16 protein-coding genes are annotated in these 18,453 nt (G+C 73.3%); 3 read left to right on the forward strand and 13 right to left on the reverse strand.

What is annotated here, in order from left to right; translation table 11 throughout:
- Positions 1 to 18: 18 nt before the first annotated feature.
- Positions 19 to 1,419, reverse strand: a complete 1,401-nt coding sequence (locus AB0F03_RS11355) for a PLP-dependent aminotransferase family protein (protein ID WP_361989026.1) — start codon at positions 1,417 to 1,419, stop codon at positions 19 to 21.
- A 46-nt stretch (positions 1,420 to 1,465) separates the two neighbouring features.
- On the opposite strand from AB0F03_RS11355, the gene AB0F03_RS11360 reads away from it, so the two are divergent.
- A complete protein-coding gene (locus AB0F03_RS11360; RefSeq protein WP_361989028.1) occupies positions 1,466 to 1,966 on the forward strand; it encodes a carboxymuconolactone decarboxylase family protein in 501 nt (166 codons plus the stop codon).
- A 91-nt stretch (positions 1,967 to 2,057) separates the two neighbouring features.
- The gene (locus AB0F03_RS11365) at positions 2,058 to 2,783 is read left to right on the forward strand and encodes an isocitrate lyase/phosphoenolpyruvate mutase family protein (protein ID WP_361989031.1); all 726 of its coding nucleotides are present in this window, start codon (positions 2,058 to 2,060) and stop codon (positions 2,781 to 2,783) included.
- 6 nt (positions 2,784 to 2,789) lie between these two features.
- On the opposite strand, the gene AB0F03_RS11370 is transcribed toward AB0F03_RS11365, so the two are convergent.
- The 10 genes from AB0F03_RS11370 to AB0F03_RS11415 all read right to left on the reverse strand — a co-directional run bounded on the left by AB0F03_RS11370 (position 2,790) and on the right by AB0F03_RS11415 (position 15,556).
- Positions 2,790 to 3,743 carry an ABC transporter substrate-binding protein gene (locus tag AB0F03_RS11370; RefSeq protein ID WP_361989034.1) on the reverse strand — a complete coding sequence of 318 codons (954 nt, stop codon included), beginning with the start codon at positions 3,741 to 3,743 and terminating at the stop codon, positions 2,790 to 2,792.
- Between the two features lies 1 nt (position 3,744).
- Positions 3,745 to 5,691 carry an ABC transporter permease subunit gene (locus AB0F03_RS11375; RefSeq protein ID WP_361989036.1) on the reverse strand — a complete coding sequence of 649 codons (1,947 nt, stop codon included), beginning with the start codon at positions 5,689 to 5,691 and terminating at the stop codon, positions 3,745 to 3,747.
- Positions 5,691 to 7,079, reverse strand: a complete 1,389-nt coding sequence (locus AB0F03_RS11380) for a glycine betaine/L-proline ABC transporter ATP-binding protein (protein ID WP_361989039.1) — start codon at positions 7,077 to 7,079, stop codon at positions 5,691 to 5,693. The genes AB0F03_RS11375 and AB0F03_RS11380 overlap by 1 nt, the downstream gene beginning before the upstream one ends.
- A complete protein-coding gene (locus AB0F03_RS11385; RefSeq protein WP_361989042.1) occupies positions 7,076 to 8,608 on the reverse strand; it encodes a GMC oxidoreductase in 1,533 nt (510 codons plus the stop codon). The genes AB0F03_RS11380 and AB0F03_RS11385 overlap by 4 nt, the downstream gene beginning before the upstream one ends.
- A 42-nt stretch (positions 8,609 to 8,650) precedes the next feature.
- Positions 8,651 to 10,171, reverse strand: a complete 1,521-nt coding sequence (locus AB0F03_RS11390; RefSeq protein ID WP_361989044.1) for an aldehyde dehydrogenase family protein — start codon at positions 10,169 to 10,171, stop codon at positions 8,651 to 8,653.
- 39 nt (positions 10,172 to 10,210) lie between these two features.
- Positions 10,211 to 11,014, reverse strand: a complete 804-nt coding sequence (locus tag AB0F03_RS11395; RefSeq protein WP_361989047.1) for a hypothetical protein — start codon at positions 11,012 to 11,014, stop codon at positions 10,211 to 10,213.
- Between the two features lie 171 nt (positions 11,015 to 11,185).
- The gene (locus tag AB0F03_RS11400; RefSeq protein ID WP_361989050.1) at positions 11,186 to 12,175 is read right to left on the reverse strand and encodes a malate dehydrogenase; all 990 of its coding nucleotides are present in this window, start codon (positions 12,173 to 12,175) and stop codon (positions 11,186 to 11,188) included.
- Positions 12,176 to 12,524: 349 nt separating this feature from the next.
- Positions 12,525 to 14,096 (reverse strand): DUF2690 domain-containing protein, encoded by a 1,572-nt coding sequence (locus AB0F03_RS11405; RefSeq protein WP_361989053.1) that lies wholly within the window; start codon positions 14,094 to 14,096, stop codon positions 12,525 to 12,527.
- Positions 14,097 to 14,238: 142 nt separating this feature from the next.
- Positions 14,239 to 14,712: a DUF3017 domain-containing protein gene (locus tag AB0F03_RS11410; protein WP_361989056.1), complete on the reverse strand. Its 474-nt coding sequence runs from the start codon at positions 14,710 to 14,712 to the stop codon at positions 14,239 to 14,241.
- Positions 14,702 to 15,556 carry a bifunctional methylenetetrahydrofolate dehydrogenase/methenyltetrahydrofolate cyclohydrolase gene (locus tag AB0F03_RS11415; protein WP_361989059.1) on the reverse strand — a complete coding sequence of 285 codons (855 nt, stop codon included), beginning with the start codon at positions 15,554 to 15,556 and terminating at the stop codon, positions 14,702 to 14,704. The genes AB0F03_RS11410 and AB0F03_RS11415 overlap by 11 nt, the downstream gene beginning before the upstream one ends.
- Positions 15,557 to 15,797: 241 nt before the next feature.
- On the opposite strand from AB0F03_RS11415, the gene AB0F03_RS11420 reads away from it, so the two are divergent.
- A complete protein-coding gene (locus tag AB0F03_RS11420) occupies positions 15,798 to 16,403 on the forward strand; it encodes a hypothetical protein (RefSeq protein WP_361989062.1) in 606 nt (201 codons plus the stop codon).
- Between the two features lie 81 nt (positions 16,404 to 16,484).
- Here AB0F03_RS11420 and AB0F03_RS11425 read toward each other — a convergent pair whose 3' ends face one another.
- Positions 16,485 to 17,129, reverse strand: a complete 645-nt coding sequence (locus tag AB0F03_RS11425) for a response regulator transcription factor (RefSeq protein ID WP_361989065.1) — start codon at positions 17,127 to 17,129, stop codon at positions 16,485 to 16,487.
- A complete protein-coding gene (locus AB0F03_RS11430; protein ID WP_361989068.1) occupies positions 17,093 to 18,415 on the reverse strand; it encodes a sensor domain-containing protein in 1,323 nt (440 codons plus the stop codon). Before AB0F03_RS11430 ends, AB0F03_RS11425 begins: the two co-directional genes overlap by 37 nt.
- Between the last annotated feature and the right edge of the window lie 38 nt (positions 18,416 to 18,453).

The following is an 18,453-nucleotide window of genomic DNA, read 5'->3' on the forward strand; positions in this document are numbered from 1 at the left end:
GGGGGGCCGGCGCGGTCCCTACGGCAGTACCCGGCACAGGGCTTGCAGGGTGGTCGTCCAGGTGCTGTCCGGTGGGGTGCCGTAGCCGACGACCAGGGCGTCCAGGGGGGCCGTGCGGGCCTGGGGGTGGCGGTGGTGGGCGAGGCCGTGGAGGGCCAGGCCCTGCCAGACGGCGGCCTCGACCACCGACTGTTCCGTGTCCGGCGGCAGGCGCAGCACCGCGTGCAGGCCGGCCGCGATGCCCGTCACCCGCACGTCGGGCGCGTGGCCGGTGACGGCCCGGGCCAGGGCGTCGCGGCGGCGCCGGTAGCGCAGGCGGGCGGAGCGGACGTGGCGGTCGTACGCGCCGGAGGTGAGGAACTCGGCGAGGGTGAGCTGGTCCAGGGCGCCCACCGTGTCGATACGGCCCTTCACCGCGGTCGCCTCCTGGGCCAGGGACGGCGGCAGCACCATCCAGCCCAGGCGCAGTCCGGGTGCGAGGGACTTGCTGGCGGTGCCGAGGTAGACGACCCGGTCGGGGTCCAGGCCCTGGAGGGCGCCGACGGGCTGGCGGTCGTAGCGGAACTCGCCGTCGTAGTCGTCCTCCAGGACCAGTCCGCCGGTGCGGCGCGCCCAGTCGACGACGGCGGCCCGGCGGTCGGGGTGCAGAGCGGTGCCCATGGGGAACTGGTGCGCGGGGGTGAGCAGTACCGCGCCCGCGTCGCCCGGTGCCCGCGGGTCGGTGCCGAGTTCGTCGTAGGGCAGCGCGGGCGTGGTGAGGCCGGCGTCCCGCAGCAGCCGCCAGTACACGTCGAGGCCGTACGACTCGACCGCCACCGTCCGTACTCCGCGGGCCCGCAGCGCCTTGCCGAGGATGCCCAGGGCGTGCGAGAAGCCGGCGGTGATCACGACGGTCTCCGGGGTGGCGCGGACACCCCGGGCGCGGGCGAGGTAGCCGGCGAGGGCGGTGCGCAGTTCGGGTCGGCCGCGCGGGTCGCCGTAGCCGAGGGCCTGGAAGGGGGCGGTGGCCAGGGCGCGGCGGGCGGCCCGGAGCCATTCGGCGCGCGGGAAGGCGGCGAGGTCGGGGGAACCGGGGGTGAGGTCGTGGACCGGAGCCGCGGTGGCGCGGCGGGGCGCCGGGCGGGTGGCGGAGGTGGACGGGGTGCTGTGGGGCACGCCGGTGGCCACGCGGGTGCCGGAGCCCTGCCGGGCGGTGAGCCAGCCCTCGGCGACCAGGTCGGCGTAGGTCTCGGCGACGGTGTTGCGGGCGATGCCGAGGTCGGCGGCGAGGGTGCGGGAGGACGGCAGGCGGGTGCCGGGGGCGAGGCGGCCGGTGCGGACGGCGTCCCGCAGGGCGTCGGTCAGGCCGCGGCGCAGCCCGCCGGAGCGGGCGGGTTCGAGGTGCAGGTCGACGCCCAGAGTGGCCCAGGATTCTGCCATGGAAATGGACCATACTCCTGGGCTGCCTCGCTTCTAGGGTCGAGGTATGAGCACTACGCAGGAGAGCGGCGTCTACGCCGCCGAGGAGGCCCCGCGGCTGGGCTGGGCCGAGCACGCACCCGAGGTCTACAAGGCGATGATCCGACTGGAGACCGCCGCCAGGAAGGGCCTGGACCCGGCGCTGTACGAGCTGGTGAAGATCCGCGCCTCGCAGATCAACCACTGCGCGTTCTGCCTCGACATGCACACCAAGGACGCCCTCGCGGCCGGGGAGAGCGTCGAGCGGATCGTGCAGCTCAGCGCCTGGCAGGAGTCGCGGCACTTCTACACGGAGAAGGAACTGGCCGCGATCGAGCTGACGGAGGCGGTCACCGTACTGACCGACGGCTTCGTCCCGGACGAGGTGTACGGCCGGGCCGCCGAGCACTTCCAGGAGGCCGAACTGGCCCAGCTGATCGCCGCGATCACGGTGATCAACGCCTGGAACCGGTTCGGCGTGACCACCCGGATGACCCCGGGCCACTACCGGCCGGGGCAGCACGGGTGAGCCGTGCACAGCTGCCGCGGCTGGTCACCCTCAGCAACGGCCGGAACCAGCCGAGGGCCGGCCGCCGCGGCGGATCGGGGGGGCACCGGCCGTGAGCAAGGTGGACGAGTTCCGCGCCCTGCACGTCAGGCGCGCGCCGGGTGCGCCGCTGGTGCTGCCCGGCCCCTGGGACGCGGCCGGCGCGCGGGTGTTCGCGGCGGCCGGGTTCCCGGCGCTGGCCACGCCGAGCGCCGGGGTGGCCGCCGCGCTCGGGTACGAGGACGGGGCCACCCCGGCCGGCGAGATGTTCGCGGCTGTCGCCCGGATCACGCGGGCGGTGGACGTGCCGGTGTCGGCGGACGTCGAGGACGGGTACGGGCTCGCGCCGAAGGAACTGGTGGAGCGGCTGCTCGAGGCGGGGGCGGTGGGGTGCAACCTTGAGGACTCGGACGCCGGGGGTGTCCTCAAGGACCGGCACGCGCACGCCGAGTACCTCGCCGAGGTCCGCTCGGCCGCCGCGGACCGGCTCTTCGTCAACGCCCGCGTCGACGTCTTCCTCCACGGCGACGGCGACCCCGAACGGGCCATCGAACGGGCCGCGTCGTACGTGGCGGCGGGCGCGGACTGCGTCTATCCGATCATGGCCCCGCCCGCCGTGCTGCCGCTGCTGCGCTCCGGCATCCAGGGTCCGCTGAACGCCCTGGCCCGGCTGGACGGGGACGGCCCCTCGCCCGCCGCGCTCGGCGAACTCGGGGCCACCCGCGTCACGTTCGGGCCGGGATTCCAGCACCGGGCGTACGCCGCACTGGGCGAGATCGCCCGCGGTCTGCGCGGCTGAGGAGGGTCAGGACAGCCACCGCTTCCACACGTCGGGGTGGCTGTCCACCCACTTCCGCGCCGCCTGGGCCGGGTCCATCTTCTGCTCGGCGATCATCAGCGAGACCTGGTTCTGGTCCTCGGTGGTCCACCGGAACTTCTTCAGGAAGGCCGCGGCCCGGCCGCCGTCCCTCGCGAATCCGGCGTTGAGGTACTTCTGGAGCGGGGTGTGCGGGTAGGCGCAGGCGACCTTCGCCGCGTCCGCGTCGCAGCCCTCCTTGTACGGCGGCAGCTTCACCTCCGTCATGGGGACCTTCTCGAACAGCCACTGGGGCGCGTACCAGTACGTCAGGAACGGTTTCTTGTCCTTGGCGAACTGCTTGATCTGCGTGATCTGCGCCGCCTCGGACCCGGCGAAGACGACCTGGTAGTCCAGCTTCAGGTTCTTCACCAGCGCCTTGTCGTTGGTGACGTAGGACGGGGAGCCGTCCATCAGCTGGCCCTTGCCGCCGCTCTCCGCGGTGCGGAAGAGGGACGCGTACTTGTTCAGGTTCTTCCAGTCGGTGATGTCCGGGTGCTGCTTGACGAGGTACGTCGGCACGTACCAGCCGATGTGACCGGTCACCCCGAGGCCGCCGCCGGGGGCGATCGTCCTCTTGTCGTGGACGTACCGCTTCTCCTGGTCCGGGTGGCCCCAGTCCTCCAGCAGGGCGTCGACCCGGCCCTGGCTGAGCGCGTCCCATGCGGGCACCTCGTCGACCTGGACGGTGTCGACGCGGTAGCCCAGCTTGTGTTCGAGAAGGTACTGGGCGACGGCCACGTCGGCCTGCGCGCCCACCCAGGACTGCACGGACAGGGTGACCGTCTTCGAGCCCTTGGCGTTGGCGAACGGACTGGCCTGCTTCGTCATGTCGGCGGCGCCGCAGCCGGTCGCGGTCAGCAGCGTCAGCGCGCCCACCAGGGCGGTCGTACGTCGTCGCATGTCAGGCTCCCTTCCGCACGGGCCGCTCGGTCGGCTGCGTCACCCGGTCCAGCATCAGGCCCAGGCAGACGATCGCGGCGCCGGCGACCAGGCCGGTCGCCAGGTCGCCCTGGGCGAGGCCGAAGGCGACGTCGTAGCCGAGGGCGCCGCCGCCGACCAGGCCGCCGATGATGACCACGGCCAGCACCAGGACGACGCCCTGGTTGACGGCGAGCAGCAGTGAGCGCCGGGCCAGCGGGAGCTGGACCTGCCACAGTTGCTGGCGGCCGGTCGCGCCGAGCGAGCGCGCGGACTCCAGCGCGGCCTCGTCGACCTGGCGCAGGCCCTGCGCGGTGATCCGGACGACGGCCGGGAGGGCGTAGACGACGGCCGCCGCGACGGCGGGGGCGCGGCCGACGCCGAACAGGGCGACGACCGGGATGAGGTACACGAACTGCGGCATCGTCTGGCACACGTCCAGCACGGGTCGCAGGGCCCGCTCGACCCGGTCGCTGCGGGCCGCGGCGATGCCGGTGGCGAAGCCCAGGACGAGGGTCACGGCGACCGCGGCGAGCACCTGCGAGAGGGTGTCCAGGGACGGTTCCCACACGCCGAGCACACCGATCGCCGCCATGGCGAGGACGGCGGTCAGCGCGGTCCGCCAGGTGCCGATCAGCCAGGCCAGGGCGGCGACGACGAGCAGCACCGACCACCAGGGCAGCCACTGGAGGCCGTCGCGTACGGGGTCCAGGACCCAGGTGGTGAAGTGGCCCGCCCAGTCGGCCGTGCCGCCGATGACCGGGACGCCGGAGTACAGGTGGGAGGTCATCCAGTCGACGCAGCGGTTGACCGGCCCGGCGATGGCCAGCGTCCACCCGGAGGGCCAGTCGAGCGCGCCGAGGAGGCGGGCGGCGAGGGCCGCGGCGACGGTGACGGCCAGGGCGTACGGCCAGCCGATCGTGCGGGTGCGGCCGGTGGCCGGGGTGCCGGCGCCGGCGGCGCCGGTGACGCGGTCCAGGACCACCGCCAGCAGCACGATCGGGATGCCGGCCGCGAGGGCCGCGCCGACGTCGACCGAGGCGAGGGCCTGGTAGACGCGGTCGCCGAGGCCGCCGGCGCCGATGACCGCGGCGATGACGGCCATGGACAGCGCCATCATGATCGTCTGGTTGAGGCCGAGGAGGAGCTCCTTGCGGGCCAGCGGGACCCGGGCGGTCAGCAGCCGCTGACGCGAGGTGGAGCCGAGCGACTCCACGGCCTCCAGGACTTCGGGGTCGGCGCCGCGCAGGCCGAGCGAGGTGAGGCGGGCCATCGGCGGGGCGGCGTAGACGACGGTGGCGAGGACGGCCGCGGGGACGCCGATGCCGAAGACCAGGACGACGGGGAGGAGGTAGGCGAACGCGGGGAGCACCTGCATGGTGTCCAGGACCGGGCGCAGGGCGCGGTCCAGCCGGTCGGAGAGGCCGGCGCCGAGACCGAGGACGGTGCCCACGGCGACGGAGGCGAGCACGGCGACCACCATCAGGGCGAGGGTCTGCATCGTCGGCACCCACATGCCGAGCGCTCCGCAGGCCAGGACGGCGACCGCGGTACCGGCGGCGAGACGGGCGCCGCCCAGACGCCAGGCGGTGAGCGCCCCCAACGCGGTGACGCCGGCCCAGCCCGCGGCGAGCAGGGTGAGGTAGACGGCGCGGACGGCCCAGATGACGGCGTTGCTGATGTAGCCGAAGAAGTAGAGGAACAGCGGGTGGCTGTCCCGGTTGTCCATGACCCAGTCGCTGGCCGTGGCGAGGGGCTTGGTGAGGCTGACCGTCAGCTCGTGGGGCCAGGCGGCGCCGGGCCAGTGGGTGGCGGCCCAGGGAGCGAGGACGGCGGCGAGGACGGCGAGCAGGAGGAGCTTGCCGGCGGCTCTGCTCCTCAGAAGGCGGGGGGTGCCGGTGCGGGAGGTGGGGACGGTGAGCGTTGCCATCACACGGCCTCCGGGCTGGTACGGGCACCGGGCGGGGGCGTGGCCTCCGGGCTGGTACGGGCACCGGGCGGTGCCGCCTGCCGGTGCCGGCCGGGCGCCGTCCTGCCGGGGACGGACGCCGGCCCGGCGGCACGGGGGTCCGGGGCGGCGTCGGCGGTACGGGAGGCGTTGATGCCGGTGCCGGTGCCGGTGGTGCCGCCGAAGCCGGGGGCGCCGCCGCCGGCCGGGGCGCCTGACGTGCCGGTGGCGGCCGGGGTGCCGGGCATGTCGGTGGCGGCCGGGCTGCCGGGCATGTCGGTCGGCGTCGGGCCGGCCGTGTCGGCTGCCGTCGGTATGCCGGCGACGACACCGAGGAGCTGCTCGTGGTCGACCACGCCCATGCACGCGCCCGCGTTCATGACCCGGGCCGGGGCGCCCGCCCTGGCCACCGCCTCGATCGCCTCCGCCACCGTGGCCTCCGGGCGGAGCGCGGGACCGCTGCCGGCCTCCTCCGCGGACGCGGGCCGCATCGCCGTACGCACCGTCATCACCTGTTCGCGCGGGACCTCGCGGACGAACTCGCGGACGTAGTCGTCGGCGGGAGAGCCCACGATCTCCTCGGGTGTGCCCAGCTGGACCACCCGGCCGTCGCGCATGAGGGCGATGCGGTCGCCGAGTTTCAGCGCCTCGCTCAGGTCGTGGGTGATGAAGACCATCGTGCGGCCCTCCTCGCGGTGCAGGCGGGCCACCTCGTCCTGCATGTCGCGGCGGATGAGCGGGTCGAGGGCGCTGAACGGCTCGTCGAAGAGCAGGACCTCGGGGTCCACGGCCAGGGCCCGGGCCAGGCCCACACGCTGGCGCTGGCCGCCGGAGAGCTGGCCGGGGCGGCGCTTCTCCATGCCGTCGAGGCCGACCTTGGCGACGAACTCGGCGGCCCGCTCGCGGCGTTCGGCTCGGCCTACGCCCTGGATCTCCAGGCCGTAGGCGACGTTGTCGAGGACCGTGCGGTGCGGGAGCAGTCCGAAGTGCTGGAAGACCATCGCGGCGCGGTGGCGGCGCAGTTCGCGCAGGCGGGTGCGGTCCATCGCGCGGACGTCCTCGCCGTCGATGGCGATGGCGCCGGCGGTGGGTTCGATCAGCCGGGTCAGGCAGCGGACCAGCGTGGACTTGCCGGAGCCGGACAGGCCCATCACGACGAAGACCTCGCCCTTGCGGACGTCGAAGGAGACGTCGCGGACGGCGGCCGTGCAGCCGGTGCGGGCGCGCAGGTCGGCCGGGTTCAGCTGATTGAGCTCGGGGTCGGCCGGGACGCGGTCGGACTTGGGCCCGAACACCTTCCACAGGCCGGAGACCGAGAAGACGGGAGCGTCGGTGGTGGGGGGCTTGCGGGTGGGGACGGTGGGAGTCATCGGGGATCGCCTCCGATCAGGTCGACGGCCTTCTCCCCGACCATGAGCACCCCGATCATCGGGTTCACGGCGGTCATGGTGGGGAAGACGGACGCGTCGGCGATGCGAATGCCGGACAGACCGCGGATCCTCAGTTCCGGGTCGACCACGGCGAGTTCGTCGTCGGCGGCGCCCATCTTGCAGGTGCCGGCCGGGTGGTAGACGGTGTGCGCGGCCTTGCGGGCGTACTTGCTCAGCTCCGCGTCGCCGAGGATCTCCGGGCCGGGGCAGACCTCGCGCTTGAGCCAGCCGGCCAGCGGCTCGGCCTTGGCGATCTCACGGGCGATGCGGATGCCGTCGACGAGGGTCCGGGCGTCGTAGTCGTCCTCGTCGGTGAAGTACCGGAAGTCCAGCGCGGGCTTCACCGACGGGTCGGCGCTGGTGAGGTAGAGCCGGCCGCGGCTCTTCGGCTTGGGGATGTTGGGGGTCATCGAGACCCCGTACGCCGGGCGTTCGTAGCCGAGGCGCTCGGGGTTGTCGGTGAACGGGATCTGGTAGAAGTGGAACATCAGGTCCGGGCCCGCGTGCCCGGGGTCGCGGCGCACGAACAGGCCCGCGTCGGAGTCCATCGCGGAGTTCTCCGGGATCGGGCCGTGGGTCTCCCAGACGATCACCGACTCCGGGTGGTCGAGCAGATTCTCGCCGACGCCCGGCAGGTCGTGCGCGACCGGGATGCCGAGCGCCGTGAGGTCCTCGGCGGGGCCGATGCCCGAGTGGAGCAGCAGTCGCGGGGTGTCGACGGCGCCCGCGCACAGGACGACCTCGTGGCGGGCCCGGATCAGCAGTTCCTCGCCGTCCTTGGTGCGCACGTGGACGCCCTCGGCGCGGGTGCCGTCCAGTTCCAGCCGGTACGCCCAGGTCTCCAGGAAGAGGTGGAGGTTGGGGCGCTCGTCCAGGACGGGGTGCAGGTAGGCCACGGAGGCGGAGGAGCGCTTGTTGTCCTCGGGGTGGTAGGCGAGGTCGAAGAAGCCCGCGCCTTCGGTGAAGGGCGCGCGGTTGAAGCCCTCGACCTCGGGTACCCCGAGTGCGGACCGGGCGGCGTCCACGAAGTCGCGGGCGATGGCGTTCCGGTCCTTCTCGTCGACGGAGACGATGTTGTTCTTGAGGCGGGCGAAGTAGGCCTCCATGGGGACGGCGCCCCAGCCCTTGGCGCCGGCCGCCTCCCACTCGTCCCAGTCGGAGGGCAGGGGCTTGAACGAGATGAGGGTGTTGTGCGAGGAGCAGCCGCCCAGGACGCGGGCGCGGCTGTGCCGGATGTGGGAGTTGCCGCGGGGCTGCTCCACCGTCGGGTAGTCGTAGTCGAGTTCGCCGCCGAGCAGGCCCATCCAGCGGCGCAGGGTGAGGACGTCGTCGCGGCCGACGTCGCTCGGGCCGCCCTCGATGACGGCGACGGTGACGTCCGGGTTCTCGGTGAGGCGGGAGGCGATGACGGAGCCCGCGGTGCCGCCGCCGATGACGACGTAGTCGTAGAGGTGGGGGGTGTGGGACATGGGGGTGCTGCTCCGGAGGTGTGGAAGGGGTCGGGCGGGGGCTCAGCCGGCGAACCAGCGGACCGGCGCGGGCGCCAGGTTCTGGTAGACGTGCTTGCTCTCGCGGTACTCGGCGAGCCCGGCGGGGCCGAGTTCGCGGCCGGTGCCGCTCCTGCCGAAGCCGCCCCACTCCGCCTGCGGCAGATAGGGGTGGAAGTCGTTGATCCAGACGGTGCCGTGACGCAGCCGGGCGGCGACGCGCCGGGCGCGGCCGGGGTCGGTGGTCCAGACGGCGCCGGCGAGGCCGTACTCGGTGTCGTTGGCGAGGAACACCGCCTCCTCCTCCGTCCGGAAGGTCTCGACGGTGAGGACCGGGCCGAACACCTCCTCGCGGACGACCTTCATCTCGCGGTGACAGGCGTCGAGGACGGTCGGCTCGTAGAAGTAGCCGGTCTCCGGGCGGGCCGGCGACGGTGCGGGCCGCTTCCCTCCGCAGCGCAGCACCGCACCCTCCGCCAGCGCGGAGGCGACGTACGACTCGGTCTTGGTGCGCTGCTGCTCGGAGACGAGCGGGCCGCACTCGACGCCGTCCTCGGTGCCGCGGCCCAGGCGGATCTTCGTGGCGCGGCGGGCGAGTTCGGCGACGAAGCGCTCGCGGACCGGTTCCTCGACGATGAGGCGGGCACCGGCCGAGCAGACCTGGCCGCTGTGGATGAAGGCCGCGTTGAGGGCCTGGTCGACGGCGGTGTCGAAGCCCTCCTCGGTGGCGCAGGCGTCGGCGAAGACCACGTTGGGATTCTTGCCGCCGAGTTCCAGGGCGACCTTCTTGACGGTGGGCGCGGCGGCCTGGGCGACCTTGATGCCGCTGGCGAGACCGCCGGTGAAGGAGACGAGGTCGACGCCGGGGTGTTCGGCGAGCCGGGCGCCGACGGTGTGGCCGGGGCCGGTGACGAGGTTGGCGACGCCCTCGGGCAGTCCGGCCTCGGCCAGCAGTCCGATCAGCGCGATCGTGGTCATCGGGGTGATCTCGCTGGGCTTGATCACGAAGGTGTTGCCGGCGGCGAGCGCCGGGGCGATCTTCCAGCTGGCCTGGAGGAGCGGGTAGTTCCAGGGGGTGATCAGCGCGCAGACGCCGACCGGTTCGTGGACGACCACGCTGTGGATGTCGGGCGAGCCGGCGTCGACGACCCGGCCGGGTGCCTCGGCGGCGACCAGGTCGGCGAAGTAGCGGAAGGCGTCGGCGACGCAGTCGATGTCGACGCGGCCCTCCTCGACGGTCTTGCCCGCGTCCCGGCTCTCCAGCAGGCCGAGTTCCTCGCGGTCGCGGACGAGGAGACCGGCGACGCGGCGCAGCAGGGCGGCGCGGTCGGCGACCGGGGTACGGGGCCAGGGGCCGTGGTCGAAGGCTTGCCGGGCGGCGGCCACCGCACGTTCGGCGTCCTTCTCGTCGCCCTCCGCGACCACGGCGAAGGGCCGGGCGTCCGCGGGGTCGAGGATCTCGCGGGTCGCGCCGGAGATCGCTTCCAGCCACTCGCCGCCCGCGTGGACGGTCGCCTGAGGGTGTCGTTCCGTTCTGTCCGCCATGATCGGTGTTGCCTTCCGTTCCTGTTCGGTACCCCTGTGTCACACGCAGGTCACGCTCGGGGACCGCGGTCGCCTGCCCAGACGCCTGCCACGCATGCGCAATCGATGGCCGAAAGTGCTCCGCGTCACTGACAATGTGTATGAAAAGGTGACAAAGGCGGGCCTCGACAGGGGCCTGGAAGGGGCCGGGACGGTCTGATCGGCGGCCGGATCCTGGCGGATCGCCTCCCTGGCACGGCCCCGCAGCCAGGCAGCGGCCGGGTCGGCGTCGTGCCGCGGACGCCAGGCGAAGCCGATCGGGACGGCCCGCAGCGGGAGCGGGATCGCGAAGGTGAGCAGGCCGAGGGAATCGGCCAACGGGCGGCCCCATCGGGCTGACAGCCCGATCAGCTCGGTGTCGCGCAGCAGGAACAGGGAGGACGGATAGATGCCGACGCCACCCACCAGGCGGTCCGGACCGAGCGCGGCGAGGGCGTCGTCGACCGGGCCGCGCAGCCGGCCGCGCGGCGCGATCCTCCCGGCGAGCGGCCCGTGGGCGACGCCGCGCGCCGTCGGCGCTCTCGTCGTACGGCTGCTCCCGTCGTACGGCTGCTGGTGGAGCGACGGCTGGGCGAGCCCCGGTGAGCCGGCAGTCGGCCGGGCCGCAGCGGTGGCACAACGGCGCCACCGGGGGGGCGCGTCGGTGTTCGCCGGGGCGAGGGAGGACGGGCGGTGGGTGGTCGTGCACCGGCTGAACGGGCGGTGCGAGGACACCGACCGGCCCGCGGCCGAGGTGCTCCGGCGGGAGAGGTGACGGCCGGGGGTGACGGCCGGGCCGGAACGACGAGGTCCCCTCCCGCTCATCGCGGAAGGGGACCTCGTGTGTGGAGCGCCGGGCAGGCCTTGCACCTGCATCTCCCCGCAGGAAGCGGGGCGTCTTTCCTTGGACCACCAACGCATCACCTGGTGCCGGTTTCCCGGCGGCCGGTGCGTGATCAACTATAGCCTACGGCCGCCGGGTCGCACCACGTCGGATCAGAGGAGGCCGAGACCGCGGACCGCCTCGCGCTCCTCCGCCAGCTCCTTGACGGAGGCGTCGATGCGGGCACGGGAGAACTCGTTGATGTCCAGGCCCTGGACGATCTTGTACGTGCCGTTCTCGGTGGTGACCGGGAACGAGGAGATCAGGCCCTCCGGGACGCCGTAGGAGCCGTCCGACGGGATGCCCATGGAGGTCCAGTCGCCCTCGGCGGTGCCGTTGACCCAGGTGTACACGTGGTCGATGGCCGCGTTGGCGGCGGAGGCGGCGGAGGACGCGCCCCGGGCCTCGATGATCGCGGCACCGCGCTTGGCGACGGTCGGGATGAAGTCCTCGGCCAGCCACTTCTCGTCGTTCACGGCCTCGGCGGCGTTCTTGCCGGCGACCGTGGCGTGGAAGATGTCCGGGTACTGGGTCGCGGAGTGGTTGCCCCAGATGGTCAGGCGCTTGATGTCGGCGACCGCGGTGCCCGTCTTCTTCGCGAGCTGGGTCAGCGCGCGGTTGTGGTCCAGACGGGTCATCGCGGTGAAGCGCTCGGCCGGTACGTCCGGCGCGGCGGCCTGCGCGATGAGCGCGTTGGTGTTGGCCGGGTTGCCGACGACGAGAACCTTGATGTCGTCCGCCGCGTGGTCGTTGATGGCCTTGCCCTGCGGCTTGAAGATGCCGCCGTTGGCCTCCAGCAGATCGCCGCGCTCCATGCCCTTCGTGCGCGGGCGGGCACCCACCAGGAGGGCCACGTTGGCGCCGTCGAAGGCGACGTTCGGGTCGTCGGTGATGTCGATGCCCTGGAGCAGCGGGAAGGCGCAGTCGTCCAGCTCCATGGCCGTGCCCTCGGCCGCCTTGAGCGCCGGGGTGATCTCCAGCAGGCGCAGCTTGACCGGCACGTCCGCGCCGAGCAGCTGGCCGGAGGCGATGCGGAAGAGCAGGGCGTAACCGATCTGGCCGGCCGCGCCGGTGACGGTGACGTTCACGGGAGTGCGGGTCATGGCGTTCTCCGTATGACAGCTGGCGGTGGGGCGTCCCTGCCCCGGGCGGATGATCGATCTCTTGGCATCAAGAGAGATCCAGCGGTCAGGCTATCGCGCATCCGGCATGCGAGACGTACGGGGCTGTGTGGCTCAGCCCACAGGATTCACCGGGTGTACGCCTCACCGGGAGCGCGGCCGGTGAGGCACGTGAAAAGGCGGCCGTCCGTTCGGGGGGGGGGTGAACCAGGACGGCCGCCGATGGGGGTACCGGTGGGCCGGACTCCCGTGGGGGTATCGCACACCTGCCCCGGTTGCGCTCACGGCATGCGTACCGGCGCGGAATTTCCTCCTCCGCCCTGGTGCGCGGCTAGTTGGTGCAGCCCGAGCGTCCCGAGGCGAGTGTGGCGCAGGCCCGCGACCGCGCCGGGTCCCGCACGGCGGCCATCGGGGTGTACGCGATGGTGTCCCCGGCCGCGGTGATGTCACCCGACTGCCGGACCCCGCCCACGGTGAGCCGCACGGTGTCGCCGGGCGCGCCGCCGGTGATCCGGCCCCAGACCGTGCCGCACGTCCTGCTGTAGCGGACCTCCAGGACGGTGGTGCCGAGGGTGACGGACTTCGCGGTCGTCACCAGGTCGCCGCTGCACCCCATCGCCTCGGCGTCCTTGCCGGTGCAGGCGGAGCCGGCGCACTTCACGCCCGGCGGCAGGCTCGGCCGGGTACGGGCCGACGGGGCCGACGGGGCCGCGCCCTTGCCCCGGTGACCGCCGCCGTCCCGGTGGGTCAGCAGGAAGACACCGGCGATGATGACGAGCACGCCGGCCATCCCCGCGAAGAACATCAGCACTTGCTGCCGCTTGGGGGGCACGGGGCTCGAGGCGCTCGCCGGGCCGGTCGGGCTCGCCGGGTCCGAGTGCCCGGTCGCCGGCTGCCCACCGCGGGGGGCCCGCGTACGGCCGGGGGTGCCCGGCGGGTTCGGGATGGGAGTGGCCGGGGTGCCGTTCGGGGTGACCGAGGTGCCGGTGGGCGGGGTCGGGACGGCGGTGCCTGGTGTTCCGGCGGGGGCGCCCGGGGTGCCGGTGGACACGGGCCACTTCGGGGCGGCGGTGCCTGGCGTCCCGGCGGGAGCGCCCGGGGTGCCGGTGGACACGGGCCGCTTCGGGGCGGCGGGGGCCCCCGGGGTGCCGGTGGGCGTGCCCGGGTTGCCGGTGGGCGTGCCCGGGGTGCCGGTGGGCGTGCCCGGGGCCGCGGTGCCCAAGGTCAGGGCGGCGGTGCCCGACGGGCCGGTGAGGCCGGCCGGGCGGGTCGGGGAGCCGCTCCCCGGGCGGACGGTCGCCTTCGACGGCCCCCGGTACCCGGCCAGCCCCCAGGAGTTACTGCCGGACGCGGGAACACCATCGGCCGCCGCGCCGGAGCCGTCACGGGCTCCGGTCCCGGCGTCGCTGTCGGCTCCCGGCGCGGAACCACCGCTCGCCCCAGCGCCCGGGCCGCCACCGGCGCTCGTACCGGAACCGCCGCGGCCCCCCGGGGCGGCGCCACCGCGGCGCCCCGTCCCGCCGTCGCCGGTCCCCGTGCCCGTGGTCGGGTCGGCCGTCGGGGTGAGGCCGTCGTGCGCGGCCCGGGTCCGGGCGACGCGGATCGCCTCCATCGTGCTGTCATGCCCCGACTCCGCCCGGCTCCAGGCGCGTTCGGCCAGCTCCCACAGGGTGGTCAGGTCGACGGTGTGGGCGCCGGTGGTCTCGGCCAGCGCGACGACCGCGCCCTTGGGTGCGAGGAGCCGGCCGCCCAGGTACCGCTCCCAGGACGTCCTGCTGTACCCCGTACTGTCGGCCAGCTCCGCGACGCTCAGGCCGCTGTGGTCCACGAGCCGCCGCATCCGCTCGGTGAACTCCGTGATCTGCGGATCCATGTCCTTCGGCAGGGTTTTCCAGCGAGGCATCGCTTCCCCCTCCTCCCCTCTTCCCCCCGTGTTCCGTACACGCGTCCAAGGATCCCAGTTCCCTGGGCGTGATCGTCGGCAGGGGATACGGGCGTGGCCCGCGTCCCCCGGGGGGCGCGGGCCACCTGACGTGCGGACGGCGCTATTTGGTGACCGTGAGGTGCAGGGTGTCCTTCAGGAACGGGATCTCCAGCCACGGTTTGGGCTGGGCCATCATCGCCAGCAGCACGATCGCCAGGCCGAGGATGCCGTAGGTGGCGATGTCCGTGAAGCGGGAGCGGACGGCGAGCATGCCCACGCTGGGCAGTGCCCAGCGTATGACCGCGCCGGCCAGCAGGGCGGCGCCGATCAGCAGGGTGCCGACCCGGAACAGGTCCAGCGCGGTCAGCAGCAGGCCGAGCGCGACCGCCGACAGCACCACGAGCAGGGGCCACTGGCGGGCGGGCGCCGGGGCGTCGCCGGGCGCGGCCCGGCCGCCGCCCTCCGGCCGGGCGGTGTCCCGCGTGAACAGCGGGAATCGGCGGGTGACGCGACGCGGGCGCCCCTCGGCGTCGGGGGCGCTGATCGCGTCACGCACGGTCGGTTCCGCGGGCTCGCGGGTGTCCTCAGCCGGCACTGCGCTCCGCCGCCTCGACCACGTTGACCAGCAGCAGCGCCCGGGTCATCGGGCCGACTCCGCCGGGGTTGGGGGAGATCCACGCGGCCACGCCGGCCACGTCCGGGTGGACATCGCCGACGATCTTGCCCTCGGCGTTGCGGGAGACGCCGACGTCCAGGACGGCGGCGCCCGGCTTGACGTCCTCGGCGCGGATCAGGTGCGGGGACCCGGCCGCGGCGATGATGATGTCGGCCCGCTTCAGGTGGGCGGAGAGGTCACGGGTGCCGGTGTGGCACTGGGTGACGGTCGCGTTCTCGCTGCGCCGGGTGAGCAGCAGCGGCATCGGGCGGCCGATGGTGACACCGCGGCCGACGACCACGACCTCGGCGCCCTTGATCTCCACGCCGTGGGCCCGCAGCAGGGTGAGGATGCCGTTGGGGGTGCAGGGCAGCGGGGCCGGCTCGTTCAGCACGAGGCGGCCGAGGTTGGTGGGGTGCAGGCCGTCGGCGTCCTTGGCCGGGTCCATGAGTTCCAGGACGCGGTTCTCGTCGATGCCCTTGGGCAGCGGCAGCTGGACGATGTAACCGGTGCAGGCGGGGTCCTCGTTCAGCTCGCGGACGACCGCCTCGATCTCCTCCTGGGTGGCGGTGGCCGGCAGCTCGCGCTGGATGGAGGCGATGCCCACCTGGGCGCAGTCGCGGTGCTTGCCGGCGACGTACTTCTGGCTGCCGGGGTCGTCCCCGACCAGGATCGTGCCGAGGCCGGGCGTGACGCCCTTCTCCTTCAGCGCCGCCACGCGGGCGGTCAGATCGGACTTGATCGCGGCTGCGGTGGCCTTGCCATCGAGAATCTGGGCGGTCATGGGTCCCATCCTCGCGGATGACCCGGCCTCGGTACCAATCCGGTGGGTGTTTCCCGTGATCATCGATGTTGCACTTGCACAACGCCCGGGGCTTGCGGCTGGACAAGTAAGAGCCTGTTAAAAGACGATGAGCTCACAGTGCCGCGGGCAGTACCGGGGGGACGGACCGCATCTGTAGAACTTTCCTCCGCACCGTGCCGCGCGTCGTCCCCGCACTTGAGCAAACGGAGGAAAGACCGCCATGAGCTTTGGCGACCCGAACAACCCCTACGGCGCGCCGCAGGGCCAGCAGCCCGGATACCCGCCCCAGCCCCCGCAGGGCCAGCCCGGCTACGGCTACCCGGCCGCGCCGCAGGGCCAGCCCGGTTACGGCTACCCGGCCGCGCCGCCGTTCCAGCAGCCCGGCTACGGCGTCCCGATGGAGATGCCCGGCCTGATGAAGACCGCCCGGGTGCTGCTGTTCGTCCTGTCCGGTTTCCAGATCCTGGCCGGTTTCATCATCGGTGCGACGGTCGGCGCCGTCCAGGACGTGTCCAACGGCGTCGGCTCCGGTGACAGCACCGACGGCCTGGCCGGTCTTGGCTACCTGTTCGCGGCCCTGCTGGTCGGTCTGGGCGCGCTGTCGATCTTCCTGGGCGTGAAGTTCAAGAACGGTGGCAGCGGCATCCGCATCACGACGATCGTCTACGCGGGTCTGATGATCCTCGGCGGCATCACCAACATGGTCAACGGGGGGAACGGCTCCGCGACCTTCTTCGGGCTGATCTCGCTGGCCATGGCCGGCATCATCCTGGCGTCGATGGTCACCGGCGCCGCGTCGGCGTGGTTCAACCGCCCGCGGTACTGATCCGCCAGGGCCCGGCACCCCGGGGCCGTGTCCCGTCCGGCCGGACGGGGCGCGGCCCGCTGTGTCTCCCGGGCCGCCGGGTCACTGGTCCAGGTAGGTCAGGACGGCCAGCACCCGGCGGTTGTCGCCGTCCGTCGGGAGCAGGCCCAGCTTGGTGAAGATGTTGCTGATGTGCTTGGCGACGGCCTTCTCGGTGACGAACAGGCCCGCCGCGATGCCGGCGTTGGAGCGGCCCTGGGCGAGGAGTTCGAGCACCTCGCGCTCCCGTTCGGTCAGACTCCCGACGGACTCGTCGCGCTCCTTGCGGACCAGCAGCTGGGAGATGACGTCGGGGTCCATGGCCGTGCCGCCCGCGGCGACCCGCTGGATGGAGTCCAGGAACTGGGCACCGTTGGTGACGCGGTCCTTGAGCATGTAGCCGACGCCCCGGCCGCCGCTGGTGAGCAGCTCGCGGGCGTAGAGGGGTTCGACGTACTGGGAGAGCAGGAGCACCGCGAGGTCCGGATTCTCCTTGCGCGCGGCCAGGACGGCGCGCAGGCCCTCGTCGGTGAAGTTCGGCGGCAGCCGGACGTCGACGACGGCGACGTCCGGCTGTTCCCGGCCCAGCGCCTCGAGCAGGTCGGTGCCGTTGTCCACGGCGGCCACCACGTCGTGGCCGTAGGCCCCCAGCAGGCGGATCAGCCCGTCCCTCAGGAGGAAGTGGTCTTCGGCGAGGACAATACGCACGGGATCTCCATCGTCACCATCGTCGGCCCGTTGACCGGACTGCTCAGGGCCAGCACGCCGTCGAAGGTGGCGAGCCGCCGCTCGATGCCCCGCAGGCCGGTGCCGCGGGAGGCGTCGGCGCCGCCGTGACCGTCGTCGGTGACGGTGATGTGGAGCATGCCGCGATCGTAACGAAGATCGATCCACGCCCGGTCGGCCCGCGCATGCTTTGCGACATTGGTGAGGATCTCGGAGATGGCGAAGTAGGCGGCGGACTCCACCGGCATCTCCGGGCGGCCCGGCAGGTCGACCTGTACCTCGGTGCGTACCGGGCAGACCATCGCCAACGCCCGTACGGCGTCGGCGAGTCCCCGGTCGGCGAGGACGGGTGGGTGGATGCCGCGGACCAGGTTGCGCAGTTCCTCCAGGGCCGCGGAGGAGGACTGGCGGGCCTCGATGAGCAGGGCGCGGACGGCCTCGGGGTTGGTCTCCAGCAGGTGCTCGGCCGCGTCCAAGGTCATGCCCATGGCAACCAGGCGGGCCTGGGCGCCGTCGTGGAGGTCCCGCTCGATCCGGCGGATCTCGGCCATCTGCGTGTCCACCGCGTCGGAGCGGGTGGCGGCCAGGTGCTGGATCCGGCTGGCCATGATCTCGCTCTCGCTCGGCGCGAGCATGGCCCTCGTGTACAGGGCGTGCCGGCGCACCGCGCGCGGCGCCGCCCACAGGGCCAGCGGCAGCTGGAGCAACCCCAGGACACCGGCGAGGACCGCCGTCGTCTGGCCCTCGATCGGGATGAACTGGTACCACAGGCCGTCCCACTCGGTGGACAGCGGAACCCCGAAGAAGGCGAGGAAGACGCCCCATAGGCCGCTGAGGATCAGCGCGAGCGGGAAGAAGGCCAGGAAGCCGCCGGCGAGCGGGTCGGCGAGGACCCAGACGTACTCACGCCGCGTCTGCGGGTCGCTCATGATCCAGCGGTAGCGGGCGACCGCACCGGAGGCACCCGCGGGCGCGGGCGGCAGTGGTCCGGGCGGGCCCGGGATCTCCACCCCCGCCCAGCGCCGGGCGAGTTCGCGCTGGTGCGCGGCCAGGGAGCGCACCCCCTCCATGGCCCGTGGCACCATGCCCAGGCCCGGACCGACCAGGCTGATCGCACCGGACACGGCGAGGGAACGGCCGAAAGCCGCCATCGACATCCAGCACAGCGCCATCGCCCGCCGCAGTCCCGTCATGCCGGCGGGCACCGAGAACCCCTGGATCGCCGCCGGCTGGCGGCCCCCGCCGAGCTGCATCGTGCGGTCGTCCATGCGACTCGCTCCTTCCTCGCCCCGCTCCGCCGTACGCG

This window comes from Streptomyces sp. NPDC028722 (genome assembly GCF_040637655.1).
Classification (GTDB): Bacteria; Actinomycetota; Actinomycetes; order Streptomycetales; family Streptomycetaceae; genus Streptomyces.

Coding starts and splice junctions, on each gene's coding strand:
- AB0F03_RS11355 (WP_361989026.1), bottom strand. CDS start 1,419: ATGGCAGAATCCTGGGCCACTCTGGGCGTCGACCTGCACCTCGAACCC.
- AB0F03_RS11360 (WP_361989028.1), top strand. CDS start 1,466: ATGAGCACTACGCAGGAGAGCGGCGTCTACGCCGCCGAGGAGGCCCCG.
- AB0F03_RS11370 (WP_361989034.1), bottom strand. CDS start 3,743: ATGCGACGACGTACGACCGCCCTGGTGGGCGCGCTGACGCTGCTGACC.
- AB0F03_RS11375 (WP_361989036.1), bottom strand. CDS start 5,691: ATGGCAACGCTCACCGTCCCCACCTCCCGCACCGGCACCCCCCGCCTT.
- AB0F03_RS11380 (WP_361989039.1), bottom strand. CDS start 7,079: ATGACTCCCACCGTCCCCACCCGCAAGCCCCCCACCACCGACGCTCCC.
- AB0F03_RS11385 (WP_361989042.1), bottom strand. CDS start 8,608: ATGTCCCACACCCCCCACCTCTACGACTACGTCGTCATCGGCGGCGGC.
- AB0F03_RS11390 (WP_361989044.1), bottom strand. CDS start 10,171: ATGGCGGACAGAACGGAACGACACCCTCAGGCGACCGTCCACGCGGGC.
- AB0F03_RS11395 (WP_361989047.1), bottom strand. CDS start 11,014: ATGAGCGGGAGGGGACCTCGTCGTTCCGGCCCGGCCGTCACCCCCGGC.
- AB0F03_RS11400 (WP_361989050.1), bottom strand. CDS start 12,175: ATGACCCGCACTCCCGTGAACGTCACCGTCACCGGCGCGGCCGGCCAG.
- AB0F03_RS11405 (WP_361989053.1), bottom strand. CDS start 14,096: ATGCCTCGCTGGAAAACCCTGCCGAAGGACATGGATCCGCAGATCACG.
- AB0F03_RS11415 (WP_361989059.1), bottom strand. CDS start 15,556: ATGACCGCCCAGATTCTCGATGGCAAGGCCACCGCAGCCGCGATCAAG.
- AB0F03_RS11420 (WP_361989062.1), top strand. CDS start 15,798: ATGAGCTTTGGCGACCCGAACAACCCCTACGGCGCGCCGCAGGGCCAG.
- AB0F03_RS11430 (WP_361989068.1), bottom strand. CDS start 18,415: ATGGACGACCGCACGATGCAGCTCGGCGGGGGCCGCCAGCCGGCGGCG.